Origin of the sequence: Marinobacter sp., assembly GCF_048259445.1 — a bacterium.
Classification (GTDB): Bacteria; Pseudomonadota; Gammaproteobacteria; order Pseudomonadales; family Oleiphilaceae; genus Marinobacter.
Window position 1 is genome coordinate 57545 of the sequence record NZ_JBLXHQ010000007.1, and the last position, 21180, is coordinate 78724.

The window sequence follows — 21180 nt, forward strand, 5'->3', positions numbered from 1 at the left end:
ATCGACCGAAAGTGCGATTTTGTATCCGGCCGTAATCAAGGGCTTATAATTACAGCCGGATCTCTTTTGCCTACTCTCAGACTTCGAGACTCTTATGCACCACCTCGTAAAGATCAGCGGACAACCCGGTCTTGTCCCGGATCCGCTCGAGAGCCGAGCGCATCAGCGAACTGTATGCAGGGGCAAACTTTTGCCAGCGCGTCAGCGGCGTCACCAGGCGTGCCGCGATCTGCGGATTACTGTCATCGAGGCGACACACCTGATCACCCAGGAATGAATAGCCCGATCCGTCCGGGTTATGAAAGGCGGCCAGATTCTGACCGGCAAACACGCCAACAACAGAGCGGATCTTGTTCGGATTCTTCCAATCGAAGGCAGGATGCTTCAGCAGCGCCTGAATCTGTGGCAGCTGCCCGGCACGGTCACTGGATGACTGCACTGAGAACCATTGCTCAACAACCTGGGGATCATCCTGGAAGCGCTCATAGAAGTCACTCAGCGCCTGGCTTCGCTCCGCAGCGTAATCAGAGTTAACCAGGGCGCGCAACGCACCCATGCGGTCCGTCATGTTGTCGGCATCAGAGAGTTGCTGAACAGCCAGATCCCGGCCCGTGTCGTCATTGATCATCAACAACCACGCCAGCGCCGTATTCCTCAGGCTTCGGCGTGCAATGGACTCTGGTGAAACCTCATAAGCGCCGGCGCCGGCGTTCCGATGGAAACAGGCGAGCAACTCATCACGCAATGACGTTGCAAGATGTGCCAATACCTTTTCACGGGCACGGTGAATGGCTGCAACGTCAGGGCTTTCCGACAGTTCGATCAGGTAGGCTTCCGATGGCAGCTGCAGCATTTTTGCAACCAATGCCTGGTCAAGCGCCGAATCACTGAGCAACGCGCGGTACGCATCCACCAGGCGCGGATCAACCTCAAAATCAGGAGACCCCACAAGAGACTGAATTACGTCAACAGCCAGGCGTTGGCCGGCATCCCACCGATTAAAGCCATCCGGGTCATGGCTCATCAAGAATATCAGTTGTTCACGAGTCCAGGGATAAACTACACGCACAGGTGCAGAAAAGTGGCGAAGGAGTGAGGGCACCGGCTTTTGGGTCAACCCATGGAATTCAAAGGTATGACTTGCTTCCGTCAACTCAAGAACGCGTTCTGTTGGCGCGCTTTCATCATCCGCAGTGCTTTCAAGACTGAGAGGCAAGGCCTCGCCATCAGCCCCCAACAGACCCAGGGCAAACGGAATATGCTGAGGCTTCTTGTCGGTCTGGCCCGGCGTATCCGGAACGGACTGCTGAATCGTCAGGCGATAGATGCCTCGCTCTGCGTCATATGCATCAGATACCGTTAATACCGGCGTACCCGCCTGCTCATACCACAGCCGGAACTGTGTCAGATCACGGCCGGACGCATCTTCCATCGCTTTGACAAAGTCATCGGTGGTTACGGCCTGGCCATCGTGGCGCTCGAAATACAGATCACTGCCTTTACGGAACAGATCCGGCCCGAGCAGTGTGTGAATCATGCGAACAACTTCGGCACCTTTCTCATAGATAGTCAGGGTATAGAAGTTGGTAATTTCCATGTAAGAAGCCGGGCGCACCGGATGAGCCATAGGGCCTGCATCTTCAGCGAACTGCGCTGTACGGAGCAGTGTTACGTCTTCAATGCGCTTCACCGTGGGTGAGCCTACGTCTGCCGAGAAGGTAGAGTCCCGGAACACAGTAAATCCTTCTTTAAGGCTCAGCTGAAACCAGTCCCGGCAAGTTACCCGGTTGCCAGACCAGTTGTGAAAATACTCATGGGCAACAATCGCTTCAATGCGCTGGAACGCGAGATCGGTCGCTGTCTCCTGGCTGGCCAGCACACACGAAGAGTTGAAAATATTCAGGCCTTTGTTTTCCATTGCCCCCATATTGAAGTCGTCCACCGCTACGATCATGAATATGTCAAGATCGTATTCGCGACCGTAAGCTTCCTCGTCCCAGCGCATGGAGCGCTTAAGAGAATCCATGGCATGCTCGCACTTGGCCGCATTCCTGGGTTCAACGTAGATGCGCAGATCAATATCCCGACCCGAACAGGTGGTAAAGGTATCCTGTTTCTCCACAAGATCGCCGGCTACCAATGCAAATAGATAACTGGGCTTGGGAAACGGATCCTCCCAGGTCACGAAGTGTCGTCCATTATCCAGATCACCCCTGTCCACATCGTTGCCGTTGGACAGCAACACCGGGCAAGTGCTCTTGTCCGCTTCAATTCGGGTGCGGTAACGGGCCATCACATCAGGCCGGTCCGGGAAATAGGTAATGCACCGAAACCCCTGCGCCTCACACTGAGTGCAGAACATACCGGACGATTTATATAGCCCTTCAAGGCGGGTGTTGTTGTGAGGCTCAATCCAGGTAACAACGGTCAGTTCAAACCCGGCCGGTACCTTTGAAATCACCAGCTGATCACCGGTATCTTCATAGGCGCTCGCCGCGAGCTCTTCGCCATTGAGCGCAACGTGCTCCAACTTGAGACTGTCGCCGTCCAGCGTCAGAGGTGCGGAAACATCTGCTGACTCCGGATTGCGACGCACAGAAAGCGTGCTGTGCACTCTTGCGCCATCATCAAAAAGTTCAAAGCGGAGGTCGACAGAATCTACCAGGTAAGCGGGTACTTTATATTCGCTCAGGTAGATGGTTTTCGGCTGATTGGTGCGCATTGATTGTCTCCAGAATTCCTGGCCTGCAGCCTGGCTAAAGCAGGCTGAACAGGCAGTATACGATCAGACGGGAATGGATGAACTAGTCAGCCATTACCCGGAAACGGACTTCGTAACCGGTAAATTTACGAATATTGATCACCCCGGTATCGAGGATCAGATACTGGCCTTTAATACCTTCGAGAACCCCTTCCACTTCCGGTGTTTTATCCAGGTTGTGGGTTTTTATCTTCTCCGGCCAGCTCTGCACGGGATAACTCAGATCAAGCCCCCCCTCATCCACGTCAAGGATGGCATCCTGACCATGTTCTTCCCGCAGCACTGCAATATCGTCTGCAATCAAAGCCAGTATTCTCTGGCGCTCCTGCACAAGATTCAGCTCGGGAACGTCACCTTTGAGCATGGCGCGCCAGTTGGTGCGGTCAGCTACATGAGCTTTACAGGCCACTTCCACCAGACCGGATAGATAACGCGTAGCAACCCTCAGCATAGGGATCGCATCAACTGCACCCTGATCAATCCAGCGTGTTGGTACCTGTGAGCCACGGGTAATGCCCACTTTCAGGCCTGACGAGTTAGCCAGATAGACCACATGTTCAATCATGCAGTGGGTCTCACCCCATTCCGGTTCGCGGCACGTGCCAAGATGGTAATGACATTTCTCCGGGCTCATGATGCAGCTGTCGCAGGCGGCCAGCTTACGAAAACACGGATAACAAAATCCCTGGTTAAAGCTCTTTTTCGTTGTCCGGTCACAGTGGATACAACGAATCACGCCTTCAAAATCGAAACGTACAGGTTTGCCAATGAGCTCGTTCAGTGGCACGCGGGAATCGCCTACTGCGAGAACATACGACACGGGATTGCCCGCATTTGCAGGCATTTTCCTGAGCCTTCCGGTTACATCAACAGAGTTGCTCAAGACTTGACCTCAACAAACTGGTCGGGGTCCACATCATTATTACCAGGCTGGTTGCGGCGCACGGAAGGGTCGCATTCCGTTCCGGCCTTGCTGCCGCGGTCGAGATAACCAACCCGATCCTGCTCCGGAATATTGTGCAGGTTCTCATAATAGATAACAGCTTCCAGGCTGATCGCACGCTGCTGCGGGGTAATTTTGCGTCCATCAGGCCATTTTCCGAGCTCAATAGACTGCTTTAGGCTCTGGTAAACGTTAGGGTCGAGTCGCTCGATTAATTCTTCGTAGGTCATCCGGCTCTCCTGAAAAAACCTTCACAAATAAAGTGGGTGAATCGTTTGACAGGCACAAACGATAATGATTATCATTACTTCACCAAATGACAACGGTCGTTCATTTGGTCTCTCTCATCAGGAGCTATACGCTTCTTTTATACCCCACCTCTGGTGGGGTTTTTTTATGCCCGCCGCTTTCTGCGAGCCGGCAATATAGTCGCGAGCGCTAAGCCAGCAACGAATCCGCCCAGATGAGCTTCGTTTGCCATACTTCCCAGGCCCAGCATTTCAGGTAGCGGCGTAAACCCGATCACCATCCAGACCACCGCAAAGGTAACCAGTGCTGGCGGGAACTGAAACCGTGGGACCGTGCGCTGGCTCAACCAGCAATACCCGAGGATGCCATAAACAACCCCGGAGAGACCGCCAAACAAAGGCCCGGAAACCAGGTATTGCAGCCCGTTCGACACCAGGCTGGTGATGACAAAAATCACAACAAGCCGGCCACGACCGTCAAACCACTCAACCTGACTACCTAAAAACCACAACATCACAGAATTGAAAATGATGTGGGTCCAGCTGAAATGCAAAAAATCCGGCGTGAACAGTCGCCAGACCTGACCGCTGGCAAGGGTTGCAGAGAGCGCATCAACACGACCAGCCACGCTGCCCCAATCGTAAGCCCGGGGATCAATAATCATCAGGCTGGTGGTGAGCTGGTTACTGCCCAGACCTGTGAGCCAGGCCATCAGAACACCCAGAGCGATGATGCTTAACACGAATGGTGCATGGCGCGGGGATGGCTGCCAGCGACCTGCCACGAAGACTGGCGAGCGATTGTGATGCTCTACCGCACTACGAACCGCCGGCTCGGCAAGAAACCGGTCCAGAGCTTCCAGAACAGGCTCAGCATGATCCGGGTTTTCCAGCCATAGCACCTGAAAAGCTCCCTCCTCACTGATCCTGTGAGAAACGCCCTGACCTTTCAACCACTGGCTGAACCCGCCGAGATCTACGCTGATATCCAACTGCTTTACTCGGTACACAATCTACCTTGCCTTATCGTAGTATTCAGACTGACGGTCGCAAGTTGCACTAGCGCGCGACGCTGTCTTCGCTGATGGGATAATCCGGAGAGTCGCGATGATCCCTGGCCACGTTAACCCAGACAAACTTGTCGCGGGAAAGTACCCGCTCACCGTCCATCCTGTAAGCTACCAACCTGCCATATTTCACTGCGCTGAAATCAATGCAGGCGACATTGGACCTCAGTGGCGCCGGTTCGCTGTCCATCCAGTAGTGCCCAACAAATACCGGAGGCGCATCCAACGGATAGCTGATAAGTTGCTTACGCTCATGCTCTGCCAGAACCCTGCTGGCAACCTCAGTAGGTAATGGATCTGGCTGAAACACCACGTCGGCGTATGTGTGCGGGTTATCCGCCCAGAATTTGGTACGGAAAAACTCACGAACGTAGCCATCACGCCCGGTGATTTTCATACCCTGCGGCAGGCGTAGGTCCGTGCCTCGCAGCAGCGTGTCCATAACCTGCCCCGCGAAAGAATCAATTGCTGCTGAGGCATGGAGAAAGTCTTCATCAATGCAGGCACTACCCTGCACTTCTTTGAATTTCTCGATAAGTTCGCCATCCCAGCACGCATGCACCGCACGGAAGTCGTCTTCCTCAATGAACAGTGGAACTGTGTAGAACCACTCAAGAAAGTCGTTCCATTCATGGGGGTGGGCTTCAAACTGATCAAGGGTTTCCCGAATCAACCGGTCGTGACGGGGATTGTGCTCACGCAACCAGGTTCTGCCGCTACCCGCCCGTGCCCGGGTGCAATAGCCCAGGGCATTGTACTCATGGTTTCCCATTACGATACGGGCCGAGCCCCGTTCAACCATATTCCTTACGAGGTGAAGAGCTTCCCGGATTCTCGGGCCGCGATCGATGATATCCCCGATAAAAACGGCCTGGCGGCGGCGGTGTTGGTACACCCCGTTAACCTTGCTGTAACCCATCTGCTCAAGCAGGCGGGCAAGCGTGTTCGCGCAGCCGTGGATATCGCCAATAATGTCGTAGCCACGACTTGCGGTATGATTGCTTCCAGCCATAATCAACTCGCTGATATTTCGCTGGCCCAGCCAAGTTTGTCACGGCAGGTGGCGTAGAAATTATGGTCTGTGGGGTGAATCAACCGGATTTTGAATGGCTTTTTCGCAATGCGAATAATATCGCCCGGTGCGCAAGCAATATTCATCTGGCCATCAAAGCTGATCTGCGGGTAGGTTTCATTCGTCTCCCCGATAACCAGTTTTATTTCGCTCTTGCCATCCACAACGATCGGCCGGCTACTGAGCGTATGCGGGAACATAGGCACCAGCACAATGGCATCCAGCTTCGGATGCATAATCGGCCCTCCCGCTGAAAGCGAGTAAGCGGTCGAGCCAGTGGGAGTGGAAACAATCAGGCCATCGGAACGCTGGCTATATACAAAATGGCCATCGATATACAGATCAAAGCCGATCATTCGGGTCGACTTGCCCGGGTGCAGCACCACGTCATTGAGTGCAGTACCAAAGCCTAATGGCTGCCCGTTGCGCTCAACGTTGCCGTCAAGCAAAAAGCGGGTTTCCTCAATGTATTCACCTTCAAGCACCTTACCAAGGCGCTCTTCCAGATCCACGGGCGAAATGTCCGTAAGAAAACCCAGCCGCCCGCGGTTTACACCAAGCAGAGGAATTTTGGACTTCGCCAGTTCCCGGGCCGCGCCCAGCAAGCTTCCGTCACCACCAACTACAATAACCAGATCACAGATCTCGCCAAGGAGTTTCTTGCTGGCAACCTGCAGACCATGGCCAGGTAACATGCTGGCCGTGTCTTCCTCGAGGATAACGTGATAATGGTTAGCGACCAGATATTGTTTAAGTTGGCGCAGTGATTCAACCACTTTAACGCTGCCCATCCGGCCGATAACGCCTATGTTCCTGAACTGATCCATGAAGCTTCCTGTGATGTCGGAATACGACGAGAGCGGACAAGCCCGCTCACGCCCGTATCAATCTGACCTACAGTTTAACGAAAGTCACCCCGATACTGAAAAAAGTTCTTCGGGGCTTCTGAAAAGCGACACTATTCTGTGGGCCGGTGACTTTCGCAGCGGTCATCAAGACCAGATCGGAAGTCTGCAGGCTGGCTTACCCGCAGCAGAGGTTCGCCACAGAGCTCTCCACCCTGCACAGAATGCTGGCACACCGGATTCTCGTAGTGTTCAAGCCATTGCATGTAAGAAGGCTCGTTCATGCCACAGCGCTCTGCAGCATAGGCGATAGGGTTACGGAAGTAGGTTTCAATATCCTGATATGGCAGGGTCAGATGTCCGACCCCCGGATGGTAGGCCACAAGGAAAACAGACTGGCCCTTGAGATGCCCCATAATCGAATTTTCAAGCGGCTCTCGGTGCCTGAGCTCGTATACTTCCTGCTCAAGGGCAACAAATTTCTCATCCCGGTGTTCCAGCTCGCGACGCTTACGTTCAAGCTGTTCCCTGAGCAATACCAGCTCAGCGTTCACATTGGCATCATCACGGTCTTTTCCAGCACCGTCGGTAGCCATCTCCTCCTGCATGGTCAGATACTGCTGATTTCGCTCAGCCAGCCGGTTTTTCAGCTGTTCGTTACTGAGGCGCTGGCGCTCGAACCTTTGAAGGATTTCGGCTGCCTCGTTATGCAGAGTCTTGATTTCAAGCCGGTGTTCTCGCTGCACTTCAGAGAGCATATCCCGGTGGACACTTTGCAGCGTCTTGATGCGCAGACGCTGTTCGCGGATCAGCTGGGCCACTCGCGAACGATCTGCGTCGGTGCGAGACTCTTCGGTCAAAGTGGAACCATGCTCTCCGGCACGAAGCACAGGGATGTTTTCTTCTTCCGGTTCAACACGGCGGAATTTGAGGCTATTTGCGTTAACGGCTTTGCGGATAACCTGGAAATGGTTGTTGCCCGGCGTCATATCCGGATCCCATAACTCGGCGGCATACTGAGGGTCGGGGCACTGGCTTCGGCACACAAGGCGGATAGCTCCGCCCCCCATATTCGGGCCTTTAGCTCCGCGGGCCGCGAGCTCTTCAATGGGCATGTTCCAGCTGCTGTCGGCTCGTCCCTCCTCATCAAACCAGATACGGAAAAACACGAGAGCATGCACCAGAAGATCGCCACTCAGATCAACCAGAACCGCTTTCACATCGGTTTCAGCAAGATCCGACAACCCGACATAGCCATCAAGGAAGGCTCCGAACTCGCTGGCACGCATCTGGCGAGCCACCTCGTTGCCCTCAATAAAGAAGACAGCCGAATAATTGTCCGTTGCCTGGCCGGCAGAAACCATTGCAGACTCCCTAAAATCCAAAAACTCTCTGGCAGACTCAAAGCTTATAGTCTAGCCGGAGAGTTTCCGGTGCAAAGAGAAAAACTGCAACGTTTTGTGATCAGGCTCTTTGTTCAGATACTGGCGGCGAGTCGGCTACCCTGATCAATAGCGCGCTTGGCGTCCAGTTCTGCTGCGACATCCGACCCACCAATCAGGTGCACGGGTAACCCGGCCGCCTCAAGCCCGCTTTGCAGTTCACGCAATGGTTCCTGACCCGCACAGAGAATGATGGTATCGACCGGCAGCAAGCGATCCTCGCCCTGCTCCGCGCCCTTTGGAGTAACCGTGATGTGCAGGCCTTCGTCGTCGATTTTGCGGTAGGTCACGCCTGGCATCATTTGAACCTTACGATTCTTGAGGGACGTCCGGTGAATCCACCCGGTGGTTTTGCCCAGGTTTTTGCCGACTTTCGATGACTTGCGCTGCAGCAGGAACACCTCTCGGGCAGGCTCGGGAACTTCCGGCGTAACACCCTGAATGCCACCACGGTGCTCCACTGTCAGATCCACACCCCATTCACGCATGAAGTGACTGGTGTCCAGCGCAGCGGAGGTGCCCTTGTGCACAATGAATTCGGAAACATCAAAGCCGATGCCACCGGCACCAATAACCGCAACCTTCTGACCTACCGGCTTGCGCTCCAGAAGCGCATCCAGATAGCCGATCACTTTCGGGTGATCAACACCTTCAATATCCGGTATCCGGGGCGCAACGCCTGTTGCCAGAACAACCTCATCAAAATTACCGGCTTTCAGATCATCCACACTCACGCGGGTTTCCAGCCGGACATCCACGCCATGCTTTTCCAGCATTACGCGGTAGTAGCGCAGGGTTTCGTAAAACTCCTCTTTGCCCGGGATCAACTTGGCGATGTTGAACTGGCCACCAATCTCTTTGCCGGCATCGAACAACGTCACTTTGTGCCCGCGTTCCGCCGCAACCGATGCAAACGCCATCCCTGCGGGGCCCGCCCCCACCACAGCAATAGACTTGGGTGCTGCCGTTTTCACATAGGCCAGCTCGGTTTCATGGCAAGCGCGTGGGTTAACCAGGCACGAAGTCAGCTTGCCGCCGAAGGTGTGATCCAGACACGCCTGGTTACAACCGATGCAGGTGTTGATTTCTTCGGCCCGATCTTCAGATGCTTTCAGCACCAGATCCGCATCCGCCAGGAACGGGCGAGCCATAGAAACCATGTCTGCGTCGCCCTCCGCCAGAATCTTTTCGGCAACGTCGGGCATGTTGATCCGGTTTGTGGTGACCAGCGGAATACTTACTTCACCTTTGAGGCGCGCGGTTACCTTGGAAAAAGCGCCACGGGGAACAGAGGTAGCAATCGTGGGCACACGGGCTTCATGCCAGCCAATGCCGGTATTGATGATCGTGGCACCGGCTTTTTCGATTTCTTTGGCCAGGTGCACCACTTCTTCCCAGGTGCTGCCGTCCTCAATCAGATCAAGCATTGAAAGGCGGTAAATCAGAATAAAGTTTTCGCCAACCCGCTCGCGAACACGTCGCACAATTTCGATAGGCAGGCGGATGCGGTTCTCATAGCTACCTCCCCACTGATCTGTGCGGTGGTTGGTGTGAGAAACAATGAACTGGTTAATGAAGTACCCCTCGGACCCCATGATCTCGACACCATCATAACCAGCCTTTTGCGCAAGCTGCGCACAAACGGCGTAATCTTCTATCTGCTTTTCAATACCGGCTTCGTCCAGCTCTTTTGGTTTGAACGGGTTGATTGGCGCCTGAATGGCAGAGGGTGCAACCAGCGCCGGGGAGTAGGCGTAACGACCCGCGTGAAGAATCTGCATGCAGATCTTGCCATCCGCTTTGTGCACAGCACTGGTGATAACCTTGTGCTTTTCCACTTCTTCATCGTTGGTCATTTTGGCCGCGCCCTGAAAAACGCCGCCCTCAGGGTTAGGACCAATACCACCTGTAACAATCAATGCGACGCCGCCCCGCGCACGCTCTGCGTAAAATTCCGCGAGCCGCTCAAAGCCATTTTTGGCCTCTTCCAGTCCGGTATGCATGGACCCCATCAGCGTACGGTTACGCAGCTTGGTGAACCCAAGGTCAAGCGGCTCGAGCAAATTCGGATATTTGGCAACGCCTGGCATCGTGTTGGTGGTCATGACTGGTCTCCTCAGATAATCATTTGCGGGAACTTTGTTGTCCCGTTTCTTTTAATGATGCCTAAATTACCGATGCAGGTTGCCTTCAACAATATCCCTGAATAACATTCTGCTATCCTCAGATGACATGCTCCAGGCAAGCCAACATGGATCCATACAATCGTCAGTCTCTTCCCGACCAGAACCCTCTTGGTGACATAAGTGTTCTCTATGTAAGCGTGTTACTCAGAGCTGCTGAAGCGGAGGGCGTTAACGTGGAGGACCTGACACGTCAGTTTCAACTCAGTAAGCAGACTCTCACGTCATCCGCTGCGCGAATCAGCATTCCACGATTCATGAGGCTGGGCCATGCTGCTATTCAGGCCTGCGGCAATTCCGCGCTGGGATTACGCATGGGAGCCTTATCGCGGCCTGTCGACGCTGGCATAGCAGGCCTTGCCGGCGAATCCGCCAGCACTGCCGGCGCCGCAATACAAACACTGATCCGCTATTCTCTGCTGACGAGCCGCAACAGCCGGGGAACCCCGCAAACAGAATCAGACAAGCGGAAGCTGCAGTTTTACTCCATTCGCCCCTATAACTCTTTCAATTATTTTGTTGTGGACTCCGTACTGAGTGCCTGGACGCAATTTTTACGCACGGTTACCGGGCAATGGGATGTACTGGAAAGAGTAACCATAGAGTATCCCTCCATCGGCCAGGACGAGATGTTTGAAGCCTGGTTTCGATGCCCGGTTCAATTCGGAGCGGCCACGAACAGCGTGACCGTGAGACAAGACGCATGGAATCAGGGAACACTGCAGGCACAACAAGCCATGCACGAAAAACTGATACAGCTTTGTGAGGCAGAAATGCAGGAAATTCAACGTGGCTGGACAACAGGAGACCGTGTAAGAAGCCTGCTTACACCCCTGTTCCGGGGAGAACCACCCAGCCTTGAGACAATCGCATCCAAGCTGGGCGTTACTCCGTGGACATTGCAACGACAGCTATCTTCAGAGAATACCGGTTTCCGGGAATTGATGGATGACACCCGAAAGCATCTGGCACGCGACTACATTCGCGAAACTCAAACGTCATTATCAGAAATCGCCTGGCTTCTGGGCTTTTCCAATCCAGCAGCGCTGCACAAAGCATATCGCCGCTGGTTCGAGCTCAGCCCGGGGGAGCACCGAAAGCAGTTTCGTAGAATGATGGAATGACCAACAGAGCGCATATGGAAAAGAGGGGCAAAAAGACAGGGATCCAAAACGAAAAAAGCCGTTAGCTAAATCCTAGCTAACGGCTTTTCGGAATAGTGGCGGAGCGGACGGGACTCGAACCCGCGACCCCCGGCGTGACAGGCCGGTATTCTAACCAACTGAACTACCGCTCCACAACGCTGCAACCGATTGCTTTAAAAGGCTTTGCAATCATGGGTCTGATTGCTCGGTGACAACGTGAGCGCATTATAGAGACGTGCCTGATGATGTCAACGCCTTTCCTGAAAAAAATCCGGAAACCAGCATTTTACACGGCATCAACCATCGCATATTTTCCTTGCGCGGTTTTACGGTACTCAATCGGCGTCTTTCCAGACCAGCGCTTGAATGCCCTATAGAAAGTGCTGGGCTCCGAAAATCCGGTCAGATACACAATCTCATCGATGGACTCATCGGTCGTGGCCAGCAGCTGCCGCGCAAGACGATAGCGGAAATCCGCAAGCACCTGATTAAAACTGGTTTCTGCTTCCGTAAGCCGGGTACGCAGGGTGCGAGGTTTTATGCCCAGCCGCGTTGCCACGGCATCCAGCGTGACCTCACCGCTATCGAGCAACTCGGCAACAATACGTTCCACCTGCCCGACAATATCCTTTTTTTCCAGCCGGGCAACCTGTTCGCTGGCAAAGCGCTCATGCAGATCCAGCAGCTCCGGTTCTGCGTGAGGCGAGGCGTGGGAAAGCAGGCTTACGGGGAAATACAGCCGGTTTTCTTCAGCACCGAATATTACGTCGCAGCCCAGCACTTCCTTAACGTGTTCGTGACCTTCACTGCGCTGATGCTCAAACTCAATTCGTGAAGGATGAAACTGACCTTCAGTAATGGAACGAAAAAACGTGATCAGACCCTGCACAAAACACTCATTAAAATGCCGGAGACGCCGAACGTCATCCGAGGCAGCATCCAGCACCATGCAGGCATCTTCGCCTTCAATGAAAAAATCTGTATTCGCTGCATCGCTGAGCAGCCGCTGATAATTCTGCGCCCTTCGCAGGCCTTCACCAAAGTTGGAGCTACTCAGAAACAGGTACTCCAGAACCTGCCCTTTGTAGACTGGCAGAAGCTGGCCGAGATGAAGCCCTACATCAGGGTCTCCGGAAACATCCTCTACGGCCTGCCAGAAAAACGTCTGCGCACTATGAGGAGTGCGGAGCTGTTCTGTGTAAACATAATCTGCATTGATACCCAGCCGGCTGAAAATGAGATCCGTATCAATTCCTTTTGCTTTCATTGCCTCGTAGATGAGGCGCAACATCACGCCCGCGTCACGTAGTTCCTGCATATAGTCCCGCTTTGTACTTATTGGATCCATCTTTGGCCTGACAGACACACGCCAGAACATCCCAAGCCAATGCCTCATCTGGAAGGGTTTGCCAGACTGCCAGCAGGCTGATCACCCAGCCATGCGAGCTTTGGTTTTACGAGGCTTGCTCAACGACTGACTTATACTATCGTCTTATATTAGATCATATCAGGCCACAGACTCACAGGTGTACCGGAATCCAGAAGCAACAGCTTTCAGAGAGAACAATCATGCCAGACACGCTTGTTTATCGAGATACTCCACCGGCACTGCTACCGCTCTACGGCAGAGCTCTTCTACCGAAAAAAAGCACGCCCGATGCAGACATAACACTGCCTCGGCTCGCCGCCGAGTTGCTTTGTGCGCACACTGCCAGCGATGATCTGCGTCAATACAAACGCGCCTGCGGATTCAGACCGAGTAGCTACGTACCCATTACCTGGCCCCATATTCTCGCTTTTCCGCTTCACCTCAAATTACTGACCGAGAAAGCATTTCCGTTACCACTCCTGGGGCTGGTACACCTGCGCAACTCCATAACCCAGCACAGACCGATCGGCATGGGTGAAACACTGAGGCTGGATATCTGCCTGAGCCTTCAAAAACGCACCAGCCGCGGTATAGAATTCGACATGATGACCAGTGCCAGTTCTGCAGGCACAGTGATTTGGGAAGAAACCAGCACCATGCTCTTCCGCCAACCCGAAAAGCACACCGGCCAGGCCACAAAAGCGACGCCCCTGCCTTTGGAGCACTACTTGCACACCAAAGAGATTGAAGCGCCGGAATCTATCGGTCGTCAGTATGCAAAAATTTCCGGCGACCGCAATCCGATTCATATGCACGCTGTGAGCGCCAGGGCTTTCGGCTTTCCAAGGGCAATCGCACACGGCATGTGGAGCAAAGCAAGGGCACTTGCCATTCTGGAGCAGCAGAATGGATGGCAGTCAGGCCCTGTAAGTGTGAGCTGCCAATTCAAGAAGCCCCTGTTTTTGCCAGGCACTGCGCAGCTCAACTGGCAAGCAGAAAAAAATGGATGGGATTATCAGCTACTGAACTCAAGAGGCGACGCGCCGCACCTCAGCGGGCGCATCGAATGGCGCTAATCAGCGCCAGAGGAGCCTTCAGCGCCTGACAGGCCAGATGATGTGCCTGGTGCACCCGCTACAGGTAGCGTAAAAAAGAAGAGGGCGCCACCATCTTCGGGGCGCTCGAAGCCGATTTCACCGCCCTGAGCCTGAATAAGGGAGCGGCAGGTAGGCAGGCCAATGCCCATGCCTTCGTCTTTAGTGGTGTAGAAAGGCAGAAACAGCTTTTCTTCTGCATCTTCCGCAAGCCCCACCCCACGATCACGAACCTCAACCCGGACACAGCCCTCACTCGTTACTCTCGCGCTTACTTCCACCGGCAATGTCGATTCCGCACTGCGAGTAGCCTCAAGCGCGTTCCGTATCAGGTTCAGGGCAACCTGCTGCACCTGAATCGGATCCGCAAGGATGTCCGGTAAATCGTCTGGCACAAAAAGGTCGATTGCCCCATCGTTATTGCGCATATCCACTTCTGCGAACTGGCGTGTGTCTTCCAGCAATGCGGATACAGACAGCTCTTCCTTGCCGGTCGCAGGTTTTTTCATAAATCGCCGGATTCTGCGGATAATCTCGCTGGCGCGATGGGACTGAGCCTCAATCTTGTCGAGGGTTTCCTGGAGCAAACTCAGGCTCGGGTTTTCTTTGGACATTACCCGTTTGGCAACCCGGGCGTAGTTCGCGATGGCCGTCAGCGGCTGGTTAACCTCATGCGCCACGCCAGCTGCCATCTCGCCCATGGTCGTCAGGCGCGAAGTATGAGCCAGCTGATCGCGCTGCTCCTGAACCAGCTCCCGCGCCTCATCAAGCGCTCGCTCGCTCTCGAGTTCAGCAGTGATGTCACGAAAGACAACAACCGCTCCGTGCAGTTCGTTGCCTTCATGCTTGGGTGTGGAGCGGTATTCAGCCGGAAATGCGGTTTGATCCGTGCGCAGCATCCGGATGTCGCGTTGATTCTCCGCAATACCCTGACTGCAGGTGGCGTGCACCGGAAGGCTGGCCGGGCATTCAGCTGCGGTGGAAAAGTGAACTTCAAAAAAATTACGACCAATCAGGTCTTCTACCGGGCACCGCATGATGACGCCGGCGGCTGGGTTGGCAAACTCGATTGTGCCGTGTTCATCAAGCCCATAAATGCCTTCACTGATGGAGTTGAGGATGCGGGTCTGATCACCCTGCAGCTCTCGATTGCGCGCCTGTAACTCACGCTCAAGCCGTATAACACGGGCATGGGTTTTGACTCTGGCAATCACTTCCTGCGACTGGAACGGCTTGGCAATATAGTCCGCGCCGCCAAGAGAAAAACCTTTTACTTTTGCGTGCAGGTCGTCCAGAGCCGAGAGAAACACCACCGCACAATCGGCTGTTTCAGGATCGGCTTTAAGGCGCTGACACACCTCGTAACCGTCCATTTCAGGCATCATGATATCAAGCAGAATGACTTCAGGCTGATGGCGGTGAGCAAGATCGAGTGCTTTCTCGCCTTCGTTGGCAATCAGTAGCCGGTAACCCTTATCTTTCAGTGTCTCATAGAGTACTTTGAGGTTCTGTGGATTGTCATCCACGAGCAGAACCGTAACCTCTGAGTTTTCGCTGACAACTTCAGTCATATAGTAAAAGGCCGGTCAATAAGATAACCGCATAATGCCGGCGGTATCACCGCGCGTCGATAAGGTTCTTTACGGACAGCACCATACGAACCAGGTGTGCCAGTGAATGAGTCCCCATCTTGTGCATGACCCGCGAGCGATGAATCTCTACTGTGCGCTGACTGATTTCCAGCTCGATTGCGATAACCTTGTTGGCCTGGCCTTCTATCATTCGGTCCATGATTTCGTGTTCGCGAGGCGTCAGGCTCTTGATCCGCCGAATAATCTCCTGCTTTTCGCCAAGCGTTTTACGTTGTTCCAGATCCTGCTCCAGCGCGGCTTCGATTTTCTCCAGCAACGCTTCCTCACGGTACGGCTTCTGGATAAAATCCACTGCACCCTCTTTCATGGCATCAACAGCCATGGGCACATCGCCGTGGCCGGTAACAAAAATGATTGGCAGGATGGAGTGCTTGTCGTTCAGCTTCTTCTGCAATTCCATACCATCCATTCCGGGCATGCGGATATCCAGCACAATGCACCCGGCCATCTTCTCGGAGTAGTCCTTGAGGAACACCGCTGCGTTCTCATAGGTTTTGACCGGCTTATCATCGGATCTCAGTAACAGCTCAAGCGAGTCACGAACTGCCTCGTCATCTTCTACCACGTAAACAGTTTGCTGAATATCAGTCATGGGTGTGTTCTCTCCTGTCTGTTTTGTTATAGCGGCCGGTCAATGGATTGACGGATCTTTCTGGTCATCCCGGGCATGCTCCTGGCGTTCATGCTCGCGCATTTTCTCAAGCCGCTGCTGGATAATGCCAAAAACGCTCTGTTTCGGATAGTTTCCTTTGCTGTCCAACTTCCCGGCTGGCTTGTCGAGCAGCAACGAAATGGCTTCATCAACATTCGAAACGGCGTACACGGCAAACCGGCTTTCACGAACTGCCTGAACCACTTCGCTGTCCAGCATGAGATTCTGCACATTATTCGCAGGTACGATCACGCCCTGGGTGCCCGTTAGCCCGCCTTTAAGCTGGCAGGTAGCAAAGAAACCCTCAACTTTTTCATTAACTCCACCGATAGGCTGCACCTCACCAAACTGGTTCACGGAACCGGTGATAGCCAGATCCTGTCGCACTGGAACACCCGACAGCGATGATATCAGCGCACAGAGCTCTGCCAGAGAAGCACTGTCGCCATCCACCTCGCCATAATTCTGCTCAAACGTAAGGCTTGCGGAGAGGTGCATTGGATCGGTAACAGCAAAATGCGAAGCCAGCCATGAGCTGAGAATCATCACGCCTTTAGAGTGAATATTGCCACCCAACTTCACATCCCGCTCAATGTCCATGATTCCGCCATCGCCATAATAGCAGGTAGCGGTTACCCGATTGGACAACCCGAACTCGAAACCGCCGGTAGATAACACAGAAAGTGCGTTCACTTGCCCCACAACAGCGCCTTGAGTCGACACCAGCGTTGATCCGTCCCGGATGGAATCATAGAACTGGTCGCGAATCCGGCTGCTGCGATATTTGGCGCTCTCCAGAGCCCTCTCCACATGGAGATCCTGAATCAGTTTGGCATCGGCCTGTCTTGCCCAGAAGTCGGACTCCCGGAGCAGGTTGGCAATATTTGCCGCGTGCAACGAAAGCCTGTCCTGATGCTCTGCCATACGAGCGCTGTATTCTATAATCCTTGCCACGGCCTTGTTTGTGCAATGTAGAAGGTTCTTTTCCTTTACAACGCTGGCAATGAACTTCGCATACGTAACCTGACTGTCTTCCGAACGGTACATTTCATTTTCAAAGTCTGCGGTTACCCGGAAAAGCTCCGCAAACTCCGGGTCGTATTCCTGTAGCAGCATCCAGGTTTCGCGATCGCCGAAAAGGACAAGTTTTACGTCCAGCGGGACACCCTGAGGCTCAATCGAAATGGTGCCGGACAATGTGAGTTCACGCTCAAGGGAATTAATCTGAATGGATCGCCCCCTCAAGGCCCTCTTGAGTCCATCCCACACAAAAGGCTGTTCGAGCATTTTGATAGCGTCCATCAACAGATAGCCACCATTGGCCCGATGCAGACTGCCTGCCCTAATCAGAGAAAAATCCGTAAAAACGGTGCCTTTGTAGGTCACGTTTTCAACGTAGCCAAACAGATTATGGTAGGTGGGGTTGTCTTCCACCACCATCGGAACTTCCTTGGTTTTCTGGTGCACAAGCACATTAACGAGGTAACGACGCGGCATCTTTTTATCCAACGACGCGTAGGCAATAGCTGCCTGCTCTTCGTTATCGTCGAGGAAGATATCAAGATTCTCAACCAGATCGGCTCGCACAGCCTCAAAATAGGCAACCACATCCGGGAGGTTCTTGTAGTTTTCAATCAACTCGTCGATCTGGTGGCCGGATATGCCCTCCAGAGTTTCCTTGTTCAGTGCTTGCTGCTTATCAGCGTATTCCTGCTCCCAATCAGCCAACTTACGCAGCGCCTGACGGAGCTTTTTCTCCAGCTTGTTAACTGAATCCTCAAACTTGTCTCGTTGGGCCTCTGTCAACGCTTTGAACGTTTCAGCAGTGTGGGGCTGGTCGCCCTTCATCGCTACCAGACGATATCCACCTGGTGTTGTAATCGTGAGACTGACTTTTTTACGGCGCGCCTGCGCGGCTACTTTTTCAAGCTCGTCTTCCTGCTTCTTTCCATACTCTTCCTTGAGTTGTTCCGAGCGCTCCAGAAAGCTGTCACTGTCGAAGGTCTGGGGAATAACCTTAACCAGCCGGCTCATGAGTTTTTCCATGTCCTGTTTCAACTGCACCCCCTTGCCTGCTGGCAGCTGGAGCAATCTGGGAACCCGGGGCTCCTCAAAGTCCGCAACATAGCACCAGTCATGGCTTTGCTGCTTGGTGTCCAGGTGATGCTCCAGATAGCGCAACATCATCGTGCGCTTGCCCAAACCATCGCGGCCCACGGCATAAACGTTATAACCACCATGGGGCATAGCCAGAGCAAAACGCACAGCTTCCTGGGCCCGGTTCTGGCCTACGATTTCAGCCAGGGGCACCAGTTGTCTGGTGGACTTGAACGGTAGATCTTTCAAAACGCAGGCTTTGTATAGCTGATGCAGAGACAGTGACTTCAAGGTTGGGTCCTGTAACGGTTGACTCATTGGCCGGTCATTGTAGGTTCTGTCGAGCGGTCTGTCGCGTTCAGGAGAAAAGAATTGTCGTTAACGCTTCACCAGCCCGGGTTCTTCAGAAAAGCCCGGCATCCAGGCTGGCCGCAACGTACATCCCAAGCTCACAACACTGCTCTTCAAACTCATCCCGATATTCGCCACGACAAATCAGTGGCTCCTGAATGACCTTCCAGCGCAACCCGGTAGTAATGGTTTCAATGGCTCTCTGCGTTCCCGTGCCGTCATGACCCGCACGAATGTAATAGGCAAATGGCAGGCCCTGGGTTTTCTCCAGGCAGGGGTAATAGCTGCGATCGAAGAAATCCTTCAAAGCGCCGCTCATGTAACCGAGGTTTTCAGTGGTGCCGAGGATAATGGCGTCACAGGCAAGAACATCATCCGGACCGGCGTCCAATGGCGCCAGCACGGTTACTTCAACATTTTCAATATCTTCATGCCCTGCACCCTGTGCAACGGCGTTGCGCAGGGTGAGGGTATTCGGGGAAGGCGCATGGGAAACAATAAGCAATTTCTTTTTGCGATCCATAACGCACCTCCAAGGCTCTCTTAGAGCAATTCACCGTCCACTTCTGCCGGTATTTCAGCAGCTGCGTCTTTCTTGGCAACCGGCTTCGGCATCAGCCTTTCACGTACATTAGCTTCAATCTCCCTGGCAATTTCCAGGTTCTCATCCAGGAACTTACAGGCGTTGGCTTTGCCTTGGCCAATTTTGTCACCTTTGTAGGCATACCAGGCGCCGGACTTGTCCACAAAGCCTTCTTTAACGCCCATGTCGAGCACTTCAGCCATATGATAAATGCCCTTGCCATAAAGAATCTGGAACTCGGCCTGACGGAAAGGCGGTGCAACCTTGTTCTTGACGACCTTCACGCGGGTCTCGTTACCGACAACTTCATCGCCCTCTTTAACCGCACCGATACGGCGGATATCAAGACGTACAGATGAGTAGAACTTCAGGGCGTTACCGCCGGTGGTGGTTTCGGGAGAACCGAACATCACGCCGATCTTCATACGGATCTGGTTGATGAACACCAGCAGGCAGTTGGCATGCTTCACGTTACCGGTAAGTTTACGCAGAGCCTGCGACATCAGGCGGGCCTGCAGGCCTACGTGACTGTCACCCATTTCACCTTCAATTTCCGCTTTCGGTGTCAGCGCTGCTACGGAGTCAACAATGATGACGTCTACTGCGTTGGAGCGCACCAGCATGTCTGCAATTTCCAGAGCCTGCTCACCGGTGTCCGGCTGTGAAACCAGAAGGTCGTCCACGTTAACACCGAGCTTTTCTGCATAGATCGGATCCAGGGCGTGCTCGGCATCGATAAAGGCACAGGTTTTGCCGGCTTTCTGCGCTTCGGCAATCACCTGAAGGGTCAGAGTGGTTTTACCGGAGCTTTCAGGACCGTAGATTTCAACAATCCGACCATAAGGCAAGCCGCCTATACCCAGAGCAACATCCAATCCGAGAGAGCCGGTAGAGACCGCAGGTATGGCTTCGCGGGGCTGGTCGCCCATCTTCATTACTGCACCCTTACCAAACTGGCGCTCAATCTGACCCAGTGCTGCGCTCAATGCTTTTTTGCGGTTGTCTTCCATCAGTGCAAACCCTCTGTTGCCTTGGCCGCCGGCAAGATATGGCAAGCCGGTGGAGGTGTAGTTAAACGGGAACCTGTACAACGGTAACAGTGATTTCCCTGTATATTTGAACAGTATTAAAACATACCCCGAAGGCGAGACCAACCCCTGTTACTGTGAAAGTATTCACGCCTGTTTCAAAAGCCCGCTAACGCCTTGCAGTGCAAAGAGAACGGCCTGGCGTCGCACCTGATCACGATCGCCACTGAAATGCCGGACTACTGCCTCTGTATTCTCCGCGCTGCTACCCCAGGCGAACCAGACAGTTCCAACAGGCTTCTCTTCGCTGCCGCCGCCAGGGCCGGCTATTCCACTGATAGCTACCGCAACATTCGCTCCGGTTGTAGCCAGTGCACCGGCAACCATCTCCCGTACCACCGGCTCGCTGACAGCGCCGTGATTATTCAAAGAAACATCGGTAACGCCGAGCAGTTGTTGTTTGGCGTCATTGCTGTAGGTAACCAGACCTCCAACCACATAGGCGGAGGAGCCCGCCTTATCGGTCAGAACCTTTGCGACCCAGCCACCGGTACAGCTCTCAGCGGTTACCACAGTTATGCCAGCTGCGATTAACTGCTCAGCCAACTTTTCTCCTGCTTGTTCGAGTTCATGGTCACTGGCAGGCAT

The 21180-nt window shown here is 53.7% G+C and carries 17 protein-coding genes and 1 tRNA gene; 2 read left to right on the forward strand and 16 right to left on the reverse strand.

Annotation, left to right across the window (positions count from 1 at the left end; genetic code table 11):
- Window positions 1–76: 76 nt before the first annotated feature.
- The 8 genes from pepN to ACN0RL_RS07095 form a co-directional block, all read right to left on the reverse strand.
- Window positions 77–2722 (reverse strand): aminopeptidase N, encoded by a 2646-nt coding sequence (pepN, locus tag ACN0RL_RS07060; protein WP_417515122.1) that lies wholly within the window; start codon window positions 2720–2722, stop codon window positions 77–79.
- An 82-nt stretch (window positions 2723–2804) separates the two neighbouring features.
- The gene (locus ACN0RL_RS07065) at window positions 2805–3605 is read right to left on the reverse strand and encodes a DUF2797 domain-containing protein (protein ID WP_417515124.1); all 801 of its coding nucleotides are present in this window, start codon (window positions 3603–3605) and stop codon (window positions 2805–2807) included.
- 35 nt (window positions 3606–3640) lie between these two features.
- Window positions 3641–3934 carry a YeaC family protein gene (locus ACN0RL_RS07070; RefSeq protein ID WP_417515126.1) on the reverse strand — a complete coding sequence of 98 codons (294 nt, stop codon included), beginning with the start codon at window positions 3932–3934 and terminating at the stop codon, window positions 3641–3643.
- A gap of 164 nt (window positions 3935–4098) precedes the next feature.
- Window positions 4099–4962 carry a rhomboid family intramembrane serine protease gene (locus ACN0RL_RS07075; RefSeq protein ID WP_417515128.1) on the reverse strand — a complete coding sequence of 288 codons (864 nt, stop codon included), beginning with the start codon at window positions 4960–4962 and terminating at the stop codon, window positions 4099–4101.
- 49 nt (window positions 4963–5011) lie between these two features.
- Window positions 5012–6031, reverse strand: a complete 1020-nt coding sequence (locus tag ACN0RL_RS07080; protein WP_417515130.1) for a metallophosphoesterase — start codon at window positions 6029–6031, stop codon at window positions 5012–5014.
- Between the two features lie 2 nt (window positions 6032–6033).
- Entirely contained in the window at window positions 6034–6918 is an 885-nt protein-coding gene (locus ACN0RL_RS07085; RefSeq protein WP_144779894.1) for an NAD(+) kinase, read from the reverse strand.
- Window positions 6919–7049: 131 nt separating this feature from the next.
- Entirely contained in the window at window positions 7050–8300 is a 1251-nt protein-coding gene (locus ACN0RL_RS07090) for a DNA repair protein (protein ID WP_417515132.1), read from the reverse strand.
- A 113-nt stretch (window positions 8301–8413) separates the two neighbouring features.
- Window positions 8414–10483, reverse strand: a complete 2070-nt coding sequence (locus tag ACN0RL_RS07095) for an FAD-dependent oxidoreductase (RefSeq protein ID WP_417515134.1) — start codon at window positions 10481–10483, stop codon at window positions 8414–8416.
- A gap of 146 nt (window positions 10484–10629) precedes the next feature.
- Here ACN0RL_RS07095 and ACN0RL_RS07100 point away from each other — a divergent pair, with 146 nt between their 5' ends.
- Window positions 10630–11685: an AraC family transcriptional regulator gene (locus ACN0RL_RS07100; protein ID WP_417515136.1), complete on the forward strand. Its 1056-nt coding sequence runs from the start codon at window positions 10630–10632 to the stop codon at window positions 11683–11685.
- 96 nt (window positions 11686–11781) lie between these two features.
- On the opposite strand, the gene ACN0RL_RS07105 is transcribed toward ACN0RL_RS07100, so the two are convergent.
- Window positions 11782–11858, reverse strand: a tRNA-Asp gene (locus ACN0RL_RS07105).
- Between the two features lie 134 nt (window positions 11859–11992).
- Complete coding sequence (locus ACN0RL_RS07110) at window positions 11993–13024, reverse strand: AraC family transcriptional regulator (RefSeq protein ID WP_417515138.1); 1032 nt, start codon at window positions 13022–13024, stop codon at window positions 11993–11995.
- A 251-nt stretch (window positions 13025–13275) separates the two neighbouring features.
- Here ACN0RL_RS07110 and ACN0RL_RS07115 point away from each other — a divergent pair, with 251 nt between their 5' ends.
- Window positions 13276–14151, forward strand: coding sequence for a MaoC family dehydratase (locus ACN0RL_RS07115; RefSeq protein WP_417515140.1), 876 nt, complete (start codon window positions 13276–13278; stop codon window positions 14149–14151).
- Here ACN0RL_RS07115 and ACN0RL_RS07120 read toward each other — a convergent pair.
- From ACN0RL_RS07120 to pncC, 6 genes are all read right to left on the reverse strand, one after another.
- Complete coding sequence (locus ACN0RL_RS07120) at window positions 14148–15740, reverse strand: response regulator (RefSeq protein WP_417515142.1); 1593 nt, start codon at window positions 15738–15740, stop codon at window positions 14148–14150. The two genes, ACN0RL_RS07115 and ACN0RL_RS07120, sit on opposite strands and share 4 nt — an antisense overlap.
- 46 nt (window positions 15741–15786) lie before the next feature.
- The gene (gene fixJ / locus ACN0RL_RS07125; protein WP_417515144.1) at window positions 15787–16413 is read right to left on the reverse strand and encodes a response regulator FixJ; all 627 of its coding nucleotides are present in this window, start codon (window positions 16411–16413) and stop codon (window positions 15787–15789) included.
- 39 nt (window positions 16414–16452) lie between these two features.
- The gene (locus ACN0RL_RS07130; protein ID WP_417515146.1) at window positions 16453–18861 is read right to left on the reverse strand and encodes a Lon protease family protein; all 2409 of its coding nucleotides are present in this window, start codon (window positions 18859–18861) and stop codon (window positions 16453–16455) included.
- Window positions 18862–18973: 112 nt separating this feature from the next.
- On the reverse strand, window positions 18974–19444 hold the full coding sequence (locus ACN0RL_RS07135; RefSeq protein ID WP_417515148.1) for a flavodoxin family protein: 471 nt from the start codon (window positions 19442–19444) through the stop codon (window positions 18974–18976).
- A 20-nt stretch (window positions 19445–19464) separates the two neighbouring features.
- Complete coding sequence (gene recA, locus ACN0RL_RS07140; RefSeq protein WP_417515150.1) at window positions 19465–20514, reverse strand: recombinase RecA; 1050 nt, start codon at window positions 20512–20514, stop codon at window positions 19465–19467.
- 165 nt (window positions 20515–20679) lie between these two features.
- Entirely contained in the window at window positions 20680–21180 is a 501-nt protein-coding gene (gene pncC, locus ACN0RL_RS07145) for a nicotinamide-nucleotide amidase (protein ID WP_417515152.1), read from the reverse strand.

Excerpts from the sequence above, each read along its gene's own strand:
- pepN (WP_417515122.1), bottom strand. The coding sequence starts at position 2,722 with ATGCGCACCAATCAGCCGAAAACCATCTACCTGAGCGAATATAAAGTA.
- ACN0RL_RS07065 (WP_417515124.1), bottom strand. The coding sequence starts at position 3,605 with ATGCCTGCAAATGCGGGCAATCCCGTGTCGTATGTTCTCGCAGTAGGC.
- ACN0RL_RS07070 (WP_417515126.1), bottom strand. The coding sequence starts at position 3,934 with ATGACCTACGAAGAATTAATCGAGCGACTCGACCCTAACGTTTACCAG.
- ACN0RL_RS07080 (WP_417515130.1), bottom strand. The coding sequence starts at position 6,031 with ATGGCTGGAAGCAATCATACCGCAAGTCGTGGCTACGACATTATTGGC.
- ACN0RL_RS07085 (WP_144779894.1), bottom strand. The coding sequence starts at position 6,918 with ATGGATCAGTTCAGGAACATAGGCGTTATCGGCCGGATGGGCAGCGTT.
- ACN0RL_RS07090 (WP_417515132.1), bottom strand. The coding sequence starts at position 8,300 with ATGGTTTCTGCCGGCCAGGCAACGGACAATTATTCGGCTGTCTTCTTT.
- ACN0RL_RS07095 (WP_417515134.1), bottom strand. The coding sequence starts at position 10,483 with ATGACCACCAACACGATGCCAGGCGTTGCCAAATATCCGAATTTGCTC.
- ACN0RL_RS07100 (WP_417515136.1), top strand. The coding sequence starts at position 10,630 with ATGGATCCATACAATCGTCAGTCTCTTCCCGACCAGAACCCTCTTGGT.
- ACN0RL_RS07110 (WP_417515138.1), bottom strand. The coding sequence starts at position 13,024 with ATGCAGGAACTACGTGACGCGGGCGTGATGTTGCGCCTCATCTACGAG.
- ACN0RL_RS07115 (WP_417515140.1), top strand. The coding sequence starts at position 13,276 with ATGCCAGACACGCTTGTTTATCGAGATACTCCACCGGCACTGCTACCG.
- ACN0RL_RS07120 (WP_417515142.1), bottom strand. The coding sequence starts at position 15,740 with ATGACTGAAGTTGTCAGCGAAAACTCAGAGGTTACGGTTCTGCTCGTG.
- fixJ (WP_417515144.1), bottom strand. The coding sequence starts at position 16,413 with ATGACTGATATTCAGCAAACTGTTTACGTGGTAGAAGATGACGAGGCA.
- ACN0RL_RS07135 (WP_417515148.1), bottom strand. The coding sequence starts at position 19,444 with ATGGATCGCAAAAAGAAATTGCTTATTGTTTCCCATGCGCCTTCCCCG.
- recA (WP_417515150.1), bottom strand. The coding sequence starts at position 20,514 with ATGGAAGACAACCGCAAAAAAGCATTGAGCGCAGCACTGGGTCAGATT.
- pncC (WP_417515152.1), bottom strand. The coding sequence starts at position 21,180 with ATGCCTGCCAGTGACCATGAACTCGAACAAGCAGGAGAAAAGTTGGCT.